Origin of the sequence: Micromonospora sp. SH-82 (assembly GCF_051132485.1) — a bacterium.
Taxonomy (GTDB): domain Bacteria; phylum Actinomycetota; class Actinomycetes; order Mycobacteriales; family Micromonosporaceae; genus Micromonospora.
Window position 1 is genome coordinate 4,065,254 of the sequence record NZ_CP148049.1, and the last position, 14,678, is coordinate 4,079,931.

14 protein-coding genes are annotated in these 14,678 nt (G+C 73.7%); 11 read left to right on the forward strand and 3 right to left on the reverse strand.

Going from position 1 to position 14,678, the window contains the following annotated elements:
* Window positions 1-7: 7 nt before the first annotated feature.
* The 5 genes from WHN02_RS18080 to WHN02_RS18100 are packed head-to-tail and all read left to right on the forward strand — an operon-like array spanning window position 8 to window position 4,503.
* Window positions 8-985, forward strand: coding sequence for a carbohydrate ABC transporter permease (locus WHN02_RS18080; protein ID WP_434739911.1), 978 nt, complete (start codon window positions 8-10; stop codon window positions 983-985).
* Window positions 985-1,869 (forward strand): carbohydrate ABC transporter permease, encoded by an 885-nt coding sequence (locus WHN02_RS18085; protein WP_434739912.1) that lies wholly within the window; start codon window positions 985-987, stop codon window positions 1,867-1,869. The genes WHN02_RS18080 and WHN02_RS18085 overlap by 1 nt, the downstream gene beginning before the upstream one ends.
* A 5-nt stretch (window positions 1,870-1,874) precedes the next feature.
* Window positions 1,875-2,516 carry a hypothetical protein gene (locus WHN02_RS18090; RefSeq protein ID WP_434739913.1) on the forward strand — a complete coding sequence of 214 codons (642 nt, stop codon included), beginning with the start codon at window positions 1,875-1,877 and terminating at the stop codon, window positions 2,514-2,516.
* Complete coding sequence (locus WHN02_RS18095) at window positions 2,513-3,361, forward strand: PmoA family protein (protein WP_434739914.1); 849 nt, start codon at window positions 2,513-2,515, stop codon at window positions 3,359-3,361. Before WHN02_RS18090 ends, WHN02_RS18095 begins: the two co-directional genes overlap by 4 nt.
* Entirely contained in the window at window positions 3,358-4,503 is a 1,146-nt protein-coding gene (locus WHN02_RS18100) for a sugar kinase (RefSeq protein WP_434739915.1), read from the forward strand. Before WHN02_RS18095 ends, WHN02_RS18100 begins: the two co-directional genes overlap by 4 nt.
* A gap of 30 nt (window positions 4,504-4,533) precedes the next feature.
* Here the strand turns inward: WHN02_RS18100 and WHN02_RS18105 are convergent, their stop codons facing one another.
* A complete protein-coding gene (locus WHN02_RS18105) occupies window positions 4,534-5,553 on the reverse strand; it encodes a LacI family DNA-binding transcriptional regulator (RefSeq protein WP_434739916.1) in 1,020 nt (339 codons plus the stop codon).
* A 210-nt stretch (window positions 5,554-5,763) separates the two neighbouring features.
* On the opposite strand from WHN02_RS18105, the gene WHN02_RS18110 reads away from it, so the two are divergent.
* The 5 genes from WHN02_RS18110 to WHN02_RS18130 all read left to right on the forward strand — a co-directional run bounded on the left by WHN02_RS18110 (window position 5,764) and on the right by WHN02_RS18130 (window position 10,665).
* A complete protein-coding gene (locus tag WHN02_RS18110; protein WP_434739917.1) occupies window positions 5,764-6,915 on the forward strand; it encodes a Gfo/Idh/MocA family protein in 1,152 nt (383 codons plus the stop codon).
* Window positions 6,912-8,063, forward strand: coding sequence for a dihydrodipicolinate synthase family protein (locus tag WHN02_RS18115; protein ID WP_434739918.1), 1,152 nt, complete (start codon window positions 6,912-6,914; stop codon window positions 8,061-8,063). The genes WHN02_RS18110 and WHN02_RS18115 overlap by 4 nt, the downstream gene beginning before the upstream one ends.
* Window positions 8,064-8,086: 23 nt before the next feature.
* The gene (locus tag WHN02_RS18120; RefSeq protein WP_434743993.1) at window positions 8,087-8,884 is read left to right on the forward strand and encodes a sugar phosphate isomerase/epimerase family protein; all 798 of its coding nucleotides are present in this window, start codon (window positions 8,087-8,089) and stop codon (window positions 8,882-8,884) included.
* A gap of 220 nt (window positions 8,885-9,104) precedes the next feature.
* Window positions 9,105-10,229, forward strand: coding sequence for an FUSC family protein (locus tag WHN02_RS18125; protein ID WP_434743994.1), 1,125 nt, complete (start codon window positions 9,105-9,107; stop codon window positions 10,227-10,229).
* 100 nt (window positions 10,230-10,329) lie between these two features.
* Window positions 10,330-10,665 (forward strand): hypothetical protein, encoded by a 336-nt coding sequence (locus WHN02_RS18130; protein WP_434739919.1) that lies wholly within the window; start codon window positions 10,330-10,332, stop codon window positions 10,663-10,665.
* 68 nt (window positions 10,666-10,733) lie between these two features.
* Here the strand turns inward: WHN02_RS18130 and WHN02_RS18135 are convergent, their stop codons facing one another.
* Entirely contained in the window at window positions 10,734-11,864 is a 1,131-nt protein-coding gene (locus tag WHN02_RS18135) for a hypothetical protein (protein ID WP_434739920.1), read from the reverse strand.
* Window positions 11,865-12,109: 245 nt separating this feature from the next.
* Here WHN02_RS18135 and paaI point away from each other — a divergent pair, with 245 nt between their 5' ends.
* Entirely contained in the window at window positions 12,110-12,535 is a 426-nt protein-coding gene (gene paaI / locus WHN02_RS18140; RefSeq protein ID WP_434743995.1) for a hydroxyphenylacetyl-CoA thioesterase PaaI, read from the forward strand.
* A 40-nt stretch (window positions 12,536-12,575) separates the two neighbouring features.
* Here the strand turns inward: paaI and WHN02_RS18145 are convergent, their stop codons facing one another.
* Window positions 12,576-14,534 carry an adenylate/guanylate cyclase domain-containing protein gene (locus WHN02_RS18145; protein WP_434739921.1) on the reverse strand — a complete coding sequence of 653 codons (1,959 nt, stop codon included), beginning with the start codon at window positions 14,532-14,534 and terminating at the stop codon, window positions 12,576-12,578.
* Between the last annotated feature and the right edge of the window lie 144 nt (window positions 14,535-14,678).

Here is a 14,678-nt window from a genome sequence, read left to right on the forward strand (position 1 = left end):
CCGGCTCGTGGCCCTGACCACGGCGCCCGGTCCGACCCGACGTGGCGACGGTTCCGTCCGGCCCCCCGCTGCGCGCGGGGCCGGACGGAACCGGCACGGCGAAGGTCTGGCCGGATACGTTTTCCTGTCGCCCTGGCTGCTCGGCCTGATGGCCGTCACGGCGATCCCCATGCTGCTGTCGCTGTACCTCAGCTTCACCAACTACGACATCCTGACCCCCCTGTCCGAGGTCGAGTGGGTGGGGCTGGCCAACTACGAGCGGATGTTCACCAGCGATCCGGCGTACTGGCACGCGGTGCAGGTGACGCTGAAGTTCGCGCTGATCGCCGTACCGCTGAAGCTGGCTGCAGCCCTCGGCGTGGCGCTGCTGCTCAACCGGGCCTGGCGCGGGGTGGGGCTGTTCCGCAGCCTGTTCTACCTGCCCTCGCTGCTCGGTGGCAGCGTGGCGTTGGCCATCGTCTGGGTCAACATGTTCAACCGGGACGGGGCCTTCAACTCCTTCCTCGCCCTGTTCGGCATCGAGGGCAAGCCCTGGGTCAACGACCCGGACTGGGCGCTGGAGACCCTGATGGTCCTGGCCATCTGGCAGTTCGGTGCCCCCATGGTCATCTTCCTGGCCGGGCTGAAGCAGGTCCCCGTCGAGCTGTACGAGGCCGCCTCGGTCGACGGGGCCAGCAAGATCAGCCAGTTCTGGCACGTCACCCTGCCGATGCTCTCCCCGGTGATCTTCTTCAACCTGGTGCTGGAGACGATCAACGGTTTCCAGGGCTTCACCGCCGCCTTCGTCCTCAGCAACGGCACCGGCGGCCCGGTCGACTCCACCCTGATGTACACCCTGAATCTCTACATCTCCGGCTTCACCGACCTGGAGATGGGCTACGCCTCGGCGATGGCCTGGGTCTTCCTGCTCGCGATCGCGCTGATCACGGCGATCTTCTTCAGCACCGGACGGTTCTGGGTGCACTATTCGGACGGGGAGCGGTGATGGTGGCGACAACCCCCACGGCGGCCCGCAGTACGCGGCGCCGGCCGGGCAACGGCCGACAGTTCCTGCGCCTGGCCATCCTCGTCGGCATCGTCGGGGTGGTGCTGTACCCCCTGATCTGGATGGTCGGCACCTCCTTCAAGTCGCAGGCGGAGATCGTCAACAACATCGGCCTGGTGCCGGAGGTCTTCACCCCCGGCAACTACACCAGCGGGTGGACGAACTTCGACTTCAGCTTCGGCCGGTTCTTCCTCAACAGCGCGATGGTCAGCCTGCTGACAGTCGTCGGCAACGCGGTCTCCTGCCTGCTGGCCGCGTACGCCTTCGCCCGGCTGAGGTTCCGGCTGCGCGGGATGTGGTTCACCCTGATGATCGGCACCCTGCTGCTGCCGGGACACGTGCTGATCATCCCGCAGTACATCCTGTTCCGGAGCCTGGGTCTGGTCGGTGGGGACTGGCCGTACCTGCCGCTGCTGATCCCGCAGTTCCTGGCCACCGAGGCGTTCTTCATCTTCCTGATGGTGCAGTTCATGCGGGGCATACCGCGTGAACTCGACGAGGCCGCCAAGATCGACGGGGCCACCGCGTTCGGCATCTTCCGGCACGTCATCCTGCCGCTGAGCCGTCCGGCGTTGGTCACCACCGCGATCTTCTCGTTCATCTGGACCTGGAACGACTTCTTCCGTCAGCTGGTGTTCCTCTCCGAGTTGCAGGACTACACGGTGCCGGTGGCGTTGACCCTGTTCATCGACTCCACCAGCGCCAGCGCCGTCGGACCGATGTTCGCCATGTCGGTGCTGTCGCTGCTGCCCGTCTTCCTGTTCTTCCTGGCCTTCCAACGGCTGCTCGTCGAGGGCATCAACACCAGCGGGCTCAAGGGGTGACCGGGGTGGGCGCGACAGTGACCCGGGTCGACGGCCTGGACACCGAACCGGTGGTGGCGGCCCGTGACTGGCGGGACGTCCTGCGGGACGCCACCGACCTGGCACTGGTCGGGGCCACGGTGGTGCTGGCCTCGGTGCCGGTGTTCACCGCCGGGGCGGCTGTCGGCACGGCCAGCGCCGCCGTCCACGACTGGGCCGAGACCGGCAGCTGGCCGTCGGCGCGGCGCACCCTCGGCCGCTTCGGTCGGGCGGTGCTGCCCGGGACGGCGGTCACCGCGCTCACCCTCCTGGTCGTCGGGATCCTCGTCGCCGACCTGCTGGCCCTGGCGGCCGGCCGGGTCCCCGGCGGGATCCCCGCCCTGCTGGTCACCGTCGCCGCGACGTTGGCCCTGGCCGGTCACGCCGCACTCGTCGTGGTCGAGGTGGGCCGCAGCGGGGGGGTCGGGTGGCGCTCGGCCGCCCGCAGCGCCGCCCGGACCTGCCTGGCCCGGCCCGGCACCTGGGCGGCGCTGGCCGGGGTCGTCCTCCTCACCGGCCTGCTGACCCTGATGATCCACCCGGTGGCTGCCGTCCTGCTGGCCGGATACGCGATCGCCGCCCTGCACGCGGTGGCCCGCCGGACGGCGGGACGGAAGGAGACCACGTGACCGAGGACCCCCGTCTGACAGTCGACGACGTGCCGGTGGCCACGTACGTCCTCGACCCGGACCTGGACGTCAGGCACGGCCCCCGGCCGTACCTGCATCCGGTCCGGACCCTCGCCGGTACCCCGGTCACCGACGTGCTCCCCGCCGACCACGTCTGGCACCTCGGCGCCTCCCTGGCCGTGCAGGACGTCGACGGGACCAACCTCTGGGGCGGGCGGACCTACGTCCGGGACACCGGCTACACCTGGCGCGACGACCACGGCCGGATCGTCCATACCGACTGGATCGACCGGACCCCCGACCGGCTGGCACACCGACTCCGGTGGTGTGACAGGGGCGGCGGGGTGCTGCTGACCGAGGAACGTCGGCTCGCCGCGACGCGGGTCGACGGCGACCCGGCGGCGTGGCGGCTGGACCTCGACTACACCCTCACCGCCCCGGCCGACCGGGACGTGCACCTGGGCAGCCCGGCGACGAACGGTCGCCCCGGCGGGGCCGGGTACGGCGGGTTCTTCTGGCGCGCCGCTCCGACCGGGGACGCGGTGACCTTCACCGCCGACGCCGAGGGGGAGGAGACCGTCAACGGCAGCGACGCCCCCTGGTTGGCCTTCGGCGGCACCGGGCCGGGTGGTGGTGCGTACACACTGGTCTTCACCGGACTGGGGGAGGGCGACAGGTGGTTCGTCCGGACCGCCATGTACCCGGGGGTCTGCGTGGCCTTCGCCTTCGACAGCCCGGCGACGGTGCCGGCGGGGACCCACCGGACCGGCCGACACCGGGTCACCGTCGTCGACGGACTGATCGACAGGGACCGGGCGGCGGCCCTTGCCGGTCGGGACCGGTGAGCAGTGCCCCCGACCCTGCCGCCACCCGGCCCGGCGCTCCGACACCTGCCGCCACCCCGCCCGCGGGTCCCGACCTCGGTGACGCCGTGACCGGCGGACCCGGGGCCGGTGGCGGTCACCCGGCCCTGCGGGCCGGACCCGAGGTGGTGACCGTCGGGGAGACCATGGTGGTGCTCGCCCCCGACCCGGTGGGGCCCCTGGACGCGGCCGACCGGGTGTCGCTCGGCGTCGGGGGCGCCGAGTCCAACGTGGCGATGGGGTTGTCCCGGCTCGGGCACCGCGCCGCGTGGCTGAGCCGGGTCGGCGACGACCCGTTCGGTCGGATGGTCGTCGGACGGATCGCCGCCGCCGGGGTCGACGTGGACCTGGTCACCGTCGACCCGACGGCCCCGACCGGCCTGTACGCCAAGGACCCCGGCCGCGACGCGACAGCGGTCCACTACTACCGTCGCGGCTCGGCGGCCACCCGGCTCGACCCGGCGGTGCTGGACGACCCCCGGCTGGCCGGGGTCCGGCTGGTGCACCTGTCCGGGATCACCGCGGCGCTCTCGTCGAGCTGCCTCTCCCTCGTCGAGCGGGCCGTCGACGACCGCCCGGTGTCCGGCGCGACGGTCAGCTTCGACGTCAACCACCGACCCCGGCTCTGGTCGGCCGGGCGGGCCGCCGAGGTGTTACGCCGCCTCGCCGACGCCGCCGACGTCGTCCTGGTCGGACTCGACGAGGCGCGGACCCTGTGGGGGGTGACCGACGCCGAGGCGGTCCGGGCCCTCCTGCCCGGCCCGACGACAGTCGTGGTCAAGGACGCTGCGGTGGGGGCCACCGCCCTGCCCCGCGTCGGGGCGGCGACCTTCGTCCCGGCGCTGCGGGTTCCGGTCGTGGAACCGGTCGGGGCCGGGGACGCCTTCGCCGCCGGCTACCTCGGTGGGGTGCTCCGTGGCCTGGAGCCCCGGGCGGCGTTGCGCCTGGGACACCTGTGCGCCGCCCGGACCCTGATGGTGGCCGGTGACACCGCGCCACCGCCGCCGTGGGACCGGTGCGCCGAACTCGTCGGCCTCGCCGATCCGCTCTGGTCGGCGCTGGATCCGGCCGCGATCGACCCGCCGGGTGCCCTCGGAGTGCGGGCCCCGGGCTCGCCGGACTGAGACCGGGGGCGGGTGATGGTCCGGGTCGGATCAGGGCGAGGGGGCGACGCCCACGCTGTCCCGGAGCACCAGCGTGGCCGGGAGGACCTCCACCCGGGGCTGGTCGCAGGCCGGGCCGAGGGCCAGGGTCATCGCCCGGGCACCCAGGTCGACCAGGGGAAGCCGGACGGTGGTCAGCGCCGGGGTGACGTCGGCGGCGATCGGCATGTCGTCGAAGCCGGCCAGGGAGATCCGCTCGGGCACTGCCACCCCCCGCCGGCGCAGGACCGACAGCGCGCCGACAGCCATCGAGTCGTTCAACGCGACGATGGCCGTCAGGTCCGGTACCGCGTCGAGCAGCTGCTCGGCCGCCCGGGCCCCGCCGTCGCGGTCGAACCCCTCGTAGCGGATCCGGTCGTCGTGCAACGGGCAGCCGTGCTCGGCCAGTGCCCGACGCAGCCCGCCCAGCCGGTCGGTGGTGGTGGTCAGGACCCGGGGACCGGCGATCACCCCGACCCGGCGGTGCCCCAACCGGACCAGCTCCTCGCCGAGCAGCCGGGCACCGGTCTCGTTGGCCGGCATCACCGCGTCGCCGGCGTGGTCGTGTCGCCCGACGACCGCCACCCGCCCACCGGTCGCCTCGTACGCCGCGAGTTTCTCGTTGAGCCGTTCGGTGAAGGTGTCGTCGTGGTAGCCCGAGCCCGCCAGGATCAGCGCGGCGACCTGCTGGGCGCGCAGGAGCTCGACGTACTCCAACTCCCGGTCCGGGTCCCGGTAGCTGTTGCAGATGATCAGCAGCCGTCCGCGTTCGGTGGCGACCCGTTGCAGGCCCCGGGTCACCTCGGCGAAGTACGGGTCGGAGACGTCGTGGACGATCACCCCGACGACGCTGCGGTGCGGCCGGGCCAGCAGCTGGGCGTGGGCGTTGGGCACGTACCGCAGGTCGGCGACGGCGCGCAGGACCCGTTCGCGCAGCTCCTCGGCGACCGGTTTGCTGCTGCCGTTGATGACCCGCGACGCGGTGGCGGGGGAGACCCCTGCGCGGCGGGCGACGTCGGCGAGCGTGGCCATGGTGACCCCCGAAACCTGATCCCGGTCGCGCCGCCCGCGACCGAGAAGCAGGTTACCGCAGAGCGGTCCGTCCGATCACACCCCGCGATCGCACCGGTGCCCGGGTGGCCCCTTGCCGGGCGGCGGGGCGGCATCTAGTCTCGCCAGGAAAGCGCTTACCTGAGGTGGTGGTCAGCCACCGACCTCGACTGTCAGACGAAAGGGAAGACCATGACCCGAAGGCCGATCGGCATCATCGTCAACGGCGTCACCGGCCGGATGGGCTACCGCCAACACCTGGTCCGTTCGCTGCTGGCCATCAGGGAACAGGGCGGCGTACCCCTGCCCGACGGCACCCGGATCTGGCCCGAGCCGATCCTGGTCGGCCGCAACGAGGCCAAGCTCCGGGAGATCGCCGAGCGGCACGGCCTGACCGAGTGGACCACCGACCTCAGCGCCGCACTGGCCCGCGACGACGTGGAGATCTACTTCGACGCACAGGTCACCCAGCAGCGGGAGAAGGCGATCCGGCAGGCCATCGAGGCCGGCAAGCACGTCTACACCGAGAAGCCCCTTGCCGAGGGGACCGAGGCCGCCCTGGAGCTGGCCCGGGCCGCCGCTACCGCCGAGGTCCGCACCGGCGTCGTCCAGGACAAGCTCTTCCTGCCCGGGCTGCGCAAGCTCAAGCGGCTCATCGACGGCGGGTTCTTCGGCCGGATCCTCTCCGTACGCGGCGAGTTCGGCTACTGGGTCTTCGAAGGCGACTGGCAGCCCGCCCAGCGTCCGTCGTGGAACTACCGGTCCGCCGACGGCGGCGGGATCGTGGTCGACATGTTCCCGCACTGGCACTACGTCCTCGAGGAGCTGTTCGGCCCGGTCAAGACGGTCAGCGCGCACATCGCCACGCACATCCCCGAACGGGTCGACGAGTCCGGCCGCACCTACCCGGCCACCGCCGACGACGCCGCCTACGGCACCTTCGAACTCGCCGGGGGCGTCGTCGCCCAACTCAACTCCTCCTGGTGCGTCCGGGTCAACCGGGACGAACTCGTGGAGTTCCAGGTCGACGGCGTGGAGGGCAGCGCCGTCGCCGGGCTGCGCAACTGCCGGATCCAGCACCGCGCGGCCACCCCGAAGCCGGTCTGGAACCCCGACCTGCCGGTCACCGAGAACTTCCGGGCGCAGTGGAGCGAGGTGCCCGACAACGAGGAGTTCGACAACGGGTTCAAGGTCCAGTGGGAGTCGTTCCTGCGGCACGTGGTGGCCGACGAGCCCTTCCGGTGGGACTTCCTCGCCGGTGCCCGCGGCGTCCAACTCGCCGAGCTGGGCCTGCTCTCGGCCCGGGAGGGCCGTCGCATCGAGATCCCGGAGCTGAACCGATGAGCACCGAGGTCCGCCTCCCCGACGGCACCCGGTACCGGCTGCGCGGCGGCACCGGCTTCCCGCACCCCGCCGCCCCGGCCACCTCCCGGATCGCGTACGCCGCCGCCCACGTGGTGGCCGACCCGACCGCCGAGAACGTGCCGGGCGTCCCGGCCGCCGTGGACTGGGACCGCACCCTGGCCTTCCGGCACCACCTCTGGTCCTACGGCCTGGGGGTCGCCGAGGCGATGGACACCGCCCAGCGCGGCATGGGGCTGGACTACCCGGCCGTACGCGAACTGGTGGCCCGCAGTGCCGCCGAGGCGCGTACGGTCGGCGGCCGGATCGTCGCCGGGGTGGCCACCGACCAGCTCCCGGTGGGGCCGGCGTCGCTGGCCGACATCTCCCGGGCCTACCACGAGCAGCTCGCCGACACCCTCACCGCCGGGGCCCGGCCGGTCCTGATGTGCAGCCGTCACCTCGCCGCGGCGGCCACCGGCCCCGACGACTACCTGCGGGTCTACGCCGACCTGCTGGCCGCCACCGACGAGCCGGTGGTGCTGCACTGGCTCGGTGACATGTTCGACCCGGCGCTGACCGGCTACTGGGGGTCGACCGACCTGGACCAGGCCACCGAGACGGTCCTCACGCTGGTCAAGGAGCACGCCGACGCGATCGACGGGATCAAGGTCTCCCTCCTCGACGCCGACCGGGAGGTCGCGCTGCGCCGCGCCCTCCCCGCCGGGGTACGCCTCTACACCGGTGACGACTTCAACTACCCGGAGTTGATCCGTGGCGACGAGGTGGGCCACTCCGACGCCCTGCTCGGGGTCTTCGCCGCCATCGCCCCGGCCGCCTCGGCGGCCCTGTCCGCCCTCGACCGGGGTGACCTCGCCACCTACGACGAGGTCTTCGCCCCGACCCTGCCGCTGGCCCGGCACCTGTTCGCCGCGCCGACCTGGTTCTACAAGACCGGGATCGTCTTCCTCGCCTGGCTGGCCGGGCACCAGGACCACTTCGTGATGGTGGGCGGCCAGCAGTCCGGCCGTTCCCCCGCGCACCTGTCCCGGCTGCTCGTCCTGGCCGACGAGGCGGGGCTGCTGCCCGACGCCGAGCGGGCCGCCGCCCGGGCACGGGCGTACCTCACCGTCGCCGGGGTGCCCCAGTGACCGGCGGGACGGCCCGCGCCGACCTGTCCCGGTTCTCGTTCAACCAGGCGACAGCGAAGCACTGGCCGCTGGCCGACGTGGTCGCCGGGTGCGTCGAGGCCGGGGTCCCCGGGATCGGACTGTGGCGCGAACCGGTCCAGGAGTACGGCCTGGCGGAGGCGGCCAAGCTGGTCCGCGACGCCGGACTGGCGGTGACCTCGCTGTGCCGGGGCGGGTTCTTCACCTCCCCCGGGTGGCGGGAGGAGAACCTGCGGGCCATCGAGGAGGCCGCCACGCTCGGCACCACCGAACTCGTCCTGGTCTCCGGCGGGCTGCCCGAGGGCAGCCGGGACGTCGACGGGGCCCGCCGGATGGTCGCCGACGCCATCGCCGACCTCGCCCCGGAGGCCGCCGCCGCCGGGGTGCGGTTGGCCATCGAGCCCCTGCACCCGATGTTCTGCTCCGACCGGTGCGTCGTGGCGACCCTCGGCCAGGCCCTCGACATCGCCGAGCGGTTCGACCCCGGCACGGTCGGGGTGGTCGTCGACACGTACCACCTGTGGTGGGACGACACCGTCTACCAGCAGATCGACCGGGCCCGGGACCGGATCGCCGCCTTCCAGGTGGCCGACTGGATCACCCCGCTGCCCGAGGGGGTCCTGCTCGGGCGGGGGCTGCCCGGCGACGGCTGCGTCGACATGCGTCGGTTCCGTGAGGCGGTCGACGCCGCCGGCTACACCGGTCCGATCGAGGTCGAGGTCTTCAACGCCGAGGTCTGGGCCCGACCCGGTCGGGTGGTGCTGGACGCCGCCGTCGCGGGATACCTGCGGCACGTCGTCTGAAGGACCCGCGTGGACGACCCCAGGCCTGTCGTCGTCCACGCGTACGCGCCGGGTCGGCCAGTGTCGTCCGACCCGGCGTCCCGGCCTGCCCGGTCCGGCACCGTCCCTGCCGTCGTCGTCACACTTGTCCGCCCTGGCCACCCCGGTCGATCGACCAGGGAGCACGATGGAGGGCCGGAACCCACAACGGTGTGGGGCGGACGAGGGAGACGGCGTGGCGATGCCCCGGTGGAGCTGGTTCCGGGAGGCCGCCGAGCGGGTGTGGCGGGGCTGGCCGCAGGTGCTGGAGAGCACCCTGGCGGCGACGGTGGCCTGGATCCTGGCGACGGCCCTGGTCGGTCACCCGCAGCCGTTCTTCGCCCCCGCCGCCGCCCTGATCGTCCTGGGTCAGGCCCGGGGACAGCGGACCCGCCGGGCGGTGGAGGTGCTGATCGGGGTCGCCGCCGGAGTGCTCGTCGCCGACGTGGTGATCCAGGCGCTCGGTGCCCGCCACACCCTGACCATCTTCACCGTCATCCTGCTCACCATCGTCGGGGCGGTGGCCGTCGGGGCGACGGGCGTCTCGGTGGTGCAGGCCGCCGTCTCCGCCCTCTACCTGGTGGTGATCGACCCGCCGGGGGAGACCCTGATCCCGTTCCGGTTCGTCGACGCGCTGATCGGTGGGGCGGTGGCGCTCGTCGTCAGTCAGCTCGCCGCCGTACGGCACCCGCTCGACCCGCTGGTGGCCGAGTTCCGGCAGACCTTCGCCGACCTCTCCGCGGTCCTGCACGAGGCGGCCGACGCCCTGGACGACCACGATCCGGTCGAGGCGAAGGCCGCCCTGGAACGCGCCAGGGGGATGGACGCGGCGGTGGAGCGGCTGCGGACCGGGGTCCTCGCCGCCGGTGAGGCGGTCGCCCTGCACCTGCGGCGGCGTCGGCACCGGGGCCGGCTGCGGGTCGTGGACGCCTCCATCGGGCAGATCGACTACGCCGTACGCAACGCCCGGGTCCTGGCCCGCGCCGGGGTGACCCTCACCCGGACGCCGGCCCCGGTCCCGGCGGACCTGGGCGCGGCCGTCCGGCTGCTCGCCGAGGCGGTCCACGAGGCCGGGGAGGCGATCGCGGCCGACCTGGAGGGTCGGGAGAGCGTCGCCGACGAGTGCTGCGCCCGGGCGGAGACCGCCGCCCTGGAGGCGGTCCGGATCGCCGGGCGGCTCTTCCTGCCCGGCCACCCCCTGCCCCTGGCGATGATCATCGGTCAGGTCCGGTCCACCGCGATCGACCTGCTGCGCAGCGTCGGACCCGACGACGACGCGGCCCTCCTCGCCCGCATCGACGAGGCGCTCGGGCTGCCGGCGGTGTGACCTGCGCCGCCCGCCGTCCAGGGGACTCCCACCCGGCTCGCAGAAAGCTGACAGGTGGCTGTGCTGGACTGGGTGGTCAGGCGCAGGAGAGGAGTCGGCGATGGCGTGGTGGAATCGACGGTCCCGTTCCGACGGGACGATCCCGACCAAGCTCGACCGTGAGGCGACCCGGGAGGACCTGACCGCGCTGGAGGAGTTCGTGGCCAGTCGGCAGGGGGTGGAGTTCTACCTGGAGCCGGAGACCACCGCCACCGACACCACAGTCATGGCGATCGCCCACGACGGGGAGTGGATCCGTCGGCGGACCGGGAACCCCCGGGTGGCGGCGAAGCTCGCGCACCGGCACGCGGTGCCGCTGTACGAGGCGGCCCGGACCGGCTATCCGGACCGGATGCGGGCCTGGAACCGGGCCCACCCCGAACGCCGGATGCGCTGAGGCTCCCGGCCCAGCCCGTCACGCCGTGGTGGCGGTCGCCGGGGCGGACCCGGTCGGGTCGTCCCCCGTCACGCCGTGGCGGCGGCCGCCGGCGCTGACTCGGTCGGGCCGTCCCCCGTCGGATCGGGGCGAGGTTGCCGGGGTGGGACCGGCCGGGCGGCCAGACCGCCGAGGGCGGCCCCGAAGACGGCGGCGAGGGTGACGATCCCGGTGGTCACCTCGGGGGTCCACCGGACACCGGCGGCCACCGCCAGCCCGCCCAGGTGACCGGCCCAGACCAGGGCGGCGAAGACCGCACCGGCCAGGGGCAGCCGCAGGGCCGCCGCCGGACCCCGGACCGCGTCGAGCCGGTGCAGGACGACGTCGGCGAGGCCCGCTCCGACGACGGCGCCCGCCGCGCCGGCCGTCGCAGGAGCCGGGAACTCGTGCATACCCAGGGCGAACAGGGCGACCCCGGCGACCACCGCCGCCCCGGCCCCGAGGGTGCACCGGCGTCGGTGCACCAGCAGGAACGGCACCACCAGCAGGATCGTGGTGACCAGGTAGGCGTCCACCCCGAGCAGCGCCGACACCGGACCGTTCGGGGCGTCGATCGGACGGGTCGGTGCCGTGGTCAGGAACGCCGAGGAGTGGGTGAGCAGGATCGTCGGGTTCATCGCGGTGAGGACCATCGACCCGACCCCGGTCAGGGTCCGCAGCCCGGCCCCGCCCTGCGCCCACCACGACCGCAACGGACTGCTGACCATCAGCAGGGCCGCACAGACCAACATCAGGTGACTCGGGCTGAACGAGGCGTCCAGGCCGACCTCCACCCCCAGGGTCTCGTGCCAGGCCATGTCGGCGAGCGCGGCGAGCCCGAACGCGACCACACCGATCGCGCCCACCCGGTAGCCGACCGGCCACCCGTCGCGCCACCACCGGGGGGCGTGCGCCCGACGGCGGTAGGCCAGGAAGAAGGTCCATCCGGCGGTCGCGGCGAAACCGGCGTAGAGCAGGCCGTGCCACGGGGTGAAGAACCCCTCGATGGTCTCGATCACGTTGGTGTGCGCCCACCCGTCGGCGAGTGCACCGGCCACCAGGCAGGCCGCCAGGACCACTGTGACCAGATCCTCCCGGCGGGTCGCCGCCGGCACCGGCCGGTCGATGACCGCCGGTGACCGCCGGGGTGTCGGAACCGTCGGGCCCGTTGCATTCGCCACCGGTCGTCCCCTTTCCCACCATCACGCCATGACTGTGGGTCATTGTGCGGTTTCCACGCGTGGCGAGGGTGGCGACGCGCGGGCGGACCTCCGACGACGGGGCGTACCGTACCGGGGACGGTCCGACGTGCAGGGGTCACGCCGGGGAGGGACGACCGGTGGGTGGGGACAGGGCGGACCAGCGGGCACCGGTGTCGCCCGCACCCCGCGACGCGGGGTCGACGGCCCGGACGGCGGCACACGACATGTTCGACGCCGACCCGGCGTCCCGAGGGCTGGGCATCGAGGTCGTCGAGGCCGCCGACGGGGTGGGGGTGGCCCGGATGCGGGTCACCCCGGCGATGGTCAACGGCCACGCCATCGCCCATGGCGGTTTCGTGTTCCTGCTCGCCGACACCGCGTTCGCGCTGGCCTGCAACAGTCGGGGTCCGGTCACCGTGGCGGCCGGGGCGGAGATCACCTTCGTGCGACCCGCGTACGCCGGAGACCTCCTGCTCGCCCGGGCGGTCGAGCGGACCCGGTACGGCCGCAGCGGCATCTACGACGTCACGGTGACCCGCGACGGTGAGGTGGTCGCCGAGTTCCGGGGGCGCAGCAGGGTCGTCGCCGACCGACCGGAGCACCCTCGGACCGCGACGGGCACCCCCGGGGACACCGACCCGACGGACTGAGCCCGGCCACCCGGTGCCGGTCGGTCCCGTCGAGGTCGGCTCAGGCGGCCCGGGGTGGCGTCGCCGCCGACCGGGACGCCGACGACGACGGGGTGGGCGGGAACCGACGCAGGACACCCCCACCGGCCGGGGCACCCACCGCCGCCGCAGCAGCGGCCGGGGCCACCGGTCGACGGGGGACGGTCGGCACCCCGGCGGGCACCCCGAGCGGCGTCGACCAGGTGGCCGACGGAACCGCCTCGTCGCACCCGGGCGTGGCCTCACCCGCCGCCGCCCGCCCCGCGAACTCGGCGCGTACCGCCCGGGGCAGCCGGTCGAGCGCGACCCGGCGTAGCACCGGCTCGACGAAGGCGTACCCGCCCTGGGTCAGCCGACCCAGCAGACCCCGGTCGGCCAGCGCGGCCAGCACCGGTCCACTGTGCCCGGCGGGCCAGGCCAGCACCCGGTCCACCGCCGACGCCGTGAACCTGACCCCGAGCGTCGCACCGGCCATCAGGACACCCCGGTGTACGCCGTCGAGGACGTCGATGCGGGCGGTGAGCGTACGCCGTACCTCGTCGGGCACCGGCAGCTCCGCCGGGTCACCGGCCCCCCGCTCGACGGCCAGCCGGACGTACGCCGTGGCGTACCCGGGATTGCCGGCGACCAACGGCAGGAGCCGGTCGACGGGCTGGTCGGGTCGACCGGCGCGGACCAGCAGCCGACGCAGCAACCGTCCGGTGTCCACCGTGCCCAGGGCGGCCAACCCGATCTGCTCCGCCCGGCCGGGCGTCCCGGGCCGCAGGTCGTCGCGGGTGGGCTGGTGGGTGACCACCACCGCCAGCGCCAGCCCCCGGGCGGTGGCGGTGGTGACCAGCTGCCGCAGGAAGGCGAGGACCCGGGGATCGGCCCGGTCCACGTCGTCGACGGCCACCACCACCGGCTGGCGGGCCGCCAGGCCCAGCAGGGCCTGCTGCCAGGCGGCGACCCCGTCGGCGGCCTCGGCGGAGGTGTCCGGCGCGGCGAGCAGGTTCGCCGACGCCCGGACCGCCGACGGGAGCCGTCGGGCCGGTACCAGGCCGGTGAGGACGGCGGTCAGGCGTTGCCTGACCTGGGCGGGCGACTCGGTGCCGACCAGCCCGGCGAACCGGCGTACCAGGTCGGCGACCGGGCCGAGGGCCGCCCCGGTGTGCGGCGGACAGTGCGCCACGCACCAGGTGACCGGGGCCGCGCCGACGGTGGGCAGTGCCGCGACGAGTTCGTGCAGGAGTCGACTCCGGCCGCTGCCGCTGCTGCCGACCAGCGACAGCCAGCGGGGAGCCCGGTCCCGCAGCGCCCGTCGGATCCGGTCGGTGGCGGTCGCGACCTCCCGACGCCGCCCCACCAGGGGACCCGGGTGCGCCGCCGGGGCCACGGTGACGGTGTCCTCGGCCCGCCAGATCTCGAGCGGGGTCGCCCTGCCGGCCACCGTGACAGCGGGCAGTGCCACCTGCCCGAGCAGCCCCTCGGTGGCCCGGTGGGTGGCGGCGCAGAGCACCACGGCACCCGGTGCCGCGTACGCCTGGAGCCGGGCGGCGGTGGTGATCACTGCGCCGCTGGCGGTGCCGTGTCGACCGTCCCGGCTTCCCGGTACGTCCACCATGACCTCTCCGGTGGCCACCCCGACCCGGAGCCGGACCGGGGTGCCCACTCCCAGGGACTGCCCGTCGACGGTCCGCTGGATCTCCAGACCCGCCCGGACCGCCCGGTATGCGTCGAACCCGTCGGAGCGGCGGGCACCGAACAGTGCCATCACCGCGTCACCGACGTACTTCTCGACCACCCCGTGGTATCGGTGCAGGACCCGGGCCACCGCGTCGAAGTACGCCCGTTGCAGGGACCGGACGTCCTCCGGGTCCAGCCGGTCGACGAGCGCGGTCGAGCCGACGATGTCGGCGAAGAGGACCGAGACCGTCCGTCGTTCCTCGGGTATCGGCCACCCCGACACCGTCGGCCGGGTCTCCGTGATGATCGTTGACATCGACATCACCATCACCTCTTCCCCGCGTGGTTCCACACGACGTCAGGAGATTCCCATCCCTCGACCGACGGGGGATCGGCAGAACGACGTATGTCGGCTCCGCGCAACCATCGGTCGTGAAGTCGACGCGAGAGGTACCACAAG

Bases quoted from the DNA above. Each gene is read 5' to 3' on its own strand.
- WHN02_RS18085 (WP_434739912.1), top strand. From the start codon at position 985: ATGGTGGCGACAACCCCCACGGCGGCCCGCAGTACGCGGCGCCGGCCG.
- WHN02_RS18105 (WP_434739916.1), bottom strand. From the start codon at position 5,553: ATGGCCACGCTCGCCGACGTCGCCCGCCGCGCAGGGGTCTCCCCCGCC.
- WHN02_RS18110 (WP_434739917.1), top strand. From the start codon at position 5,764: ATGACCCGAAGGCCGATCGGCATCATCGTCAACGGCGTCACCGGCCGG.
- WHN02_RS18115 (WP_434739918.1), top strand. From the start codon at position 6,912: ATGAGCACCGAGGTCCGCCTCCCCGACGGCACCCGGTACCGGCTGCGC.
- WHN02_RS18125 (WP_434743994.1), top strand. From the start codon at position 9,105: ATGCCCCGGTGGAGCTGGTTCCGGGAGGCCGCCGAGCGGGTGTGGCGG.
- WHN02_RS18130 (WP_434739919.1), top strand. From the start codon at position 10,330: ATGGCGTGGTGGAATCGACGGTCCCGTTCCGACGGGACGATCCCGACC.
- paaI (WP_434743995.1), top strand. From the start codon at position 12,110: ATGTTCGACGCCGACCCGGCGTCCCGAGGGCTGGGCATCGAGGTCGTC.
- WHN02_RS18145 (WP_434739921.1), bottom strand. From the start codon at position 14,534: ATGTCAACGATCATCACGGAGACCCGGCCGACGGTGTCGGGGTGGCCG.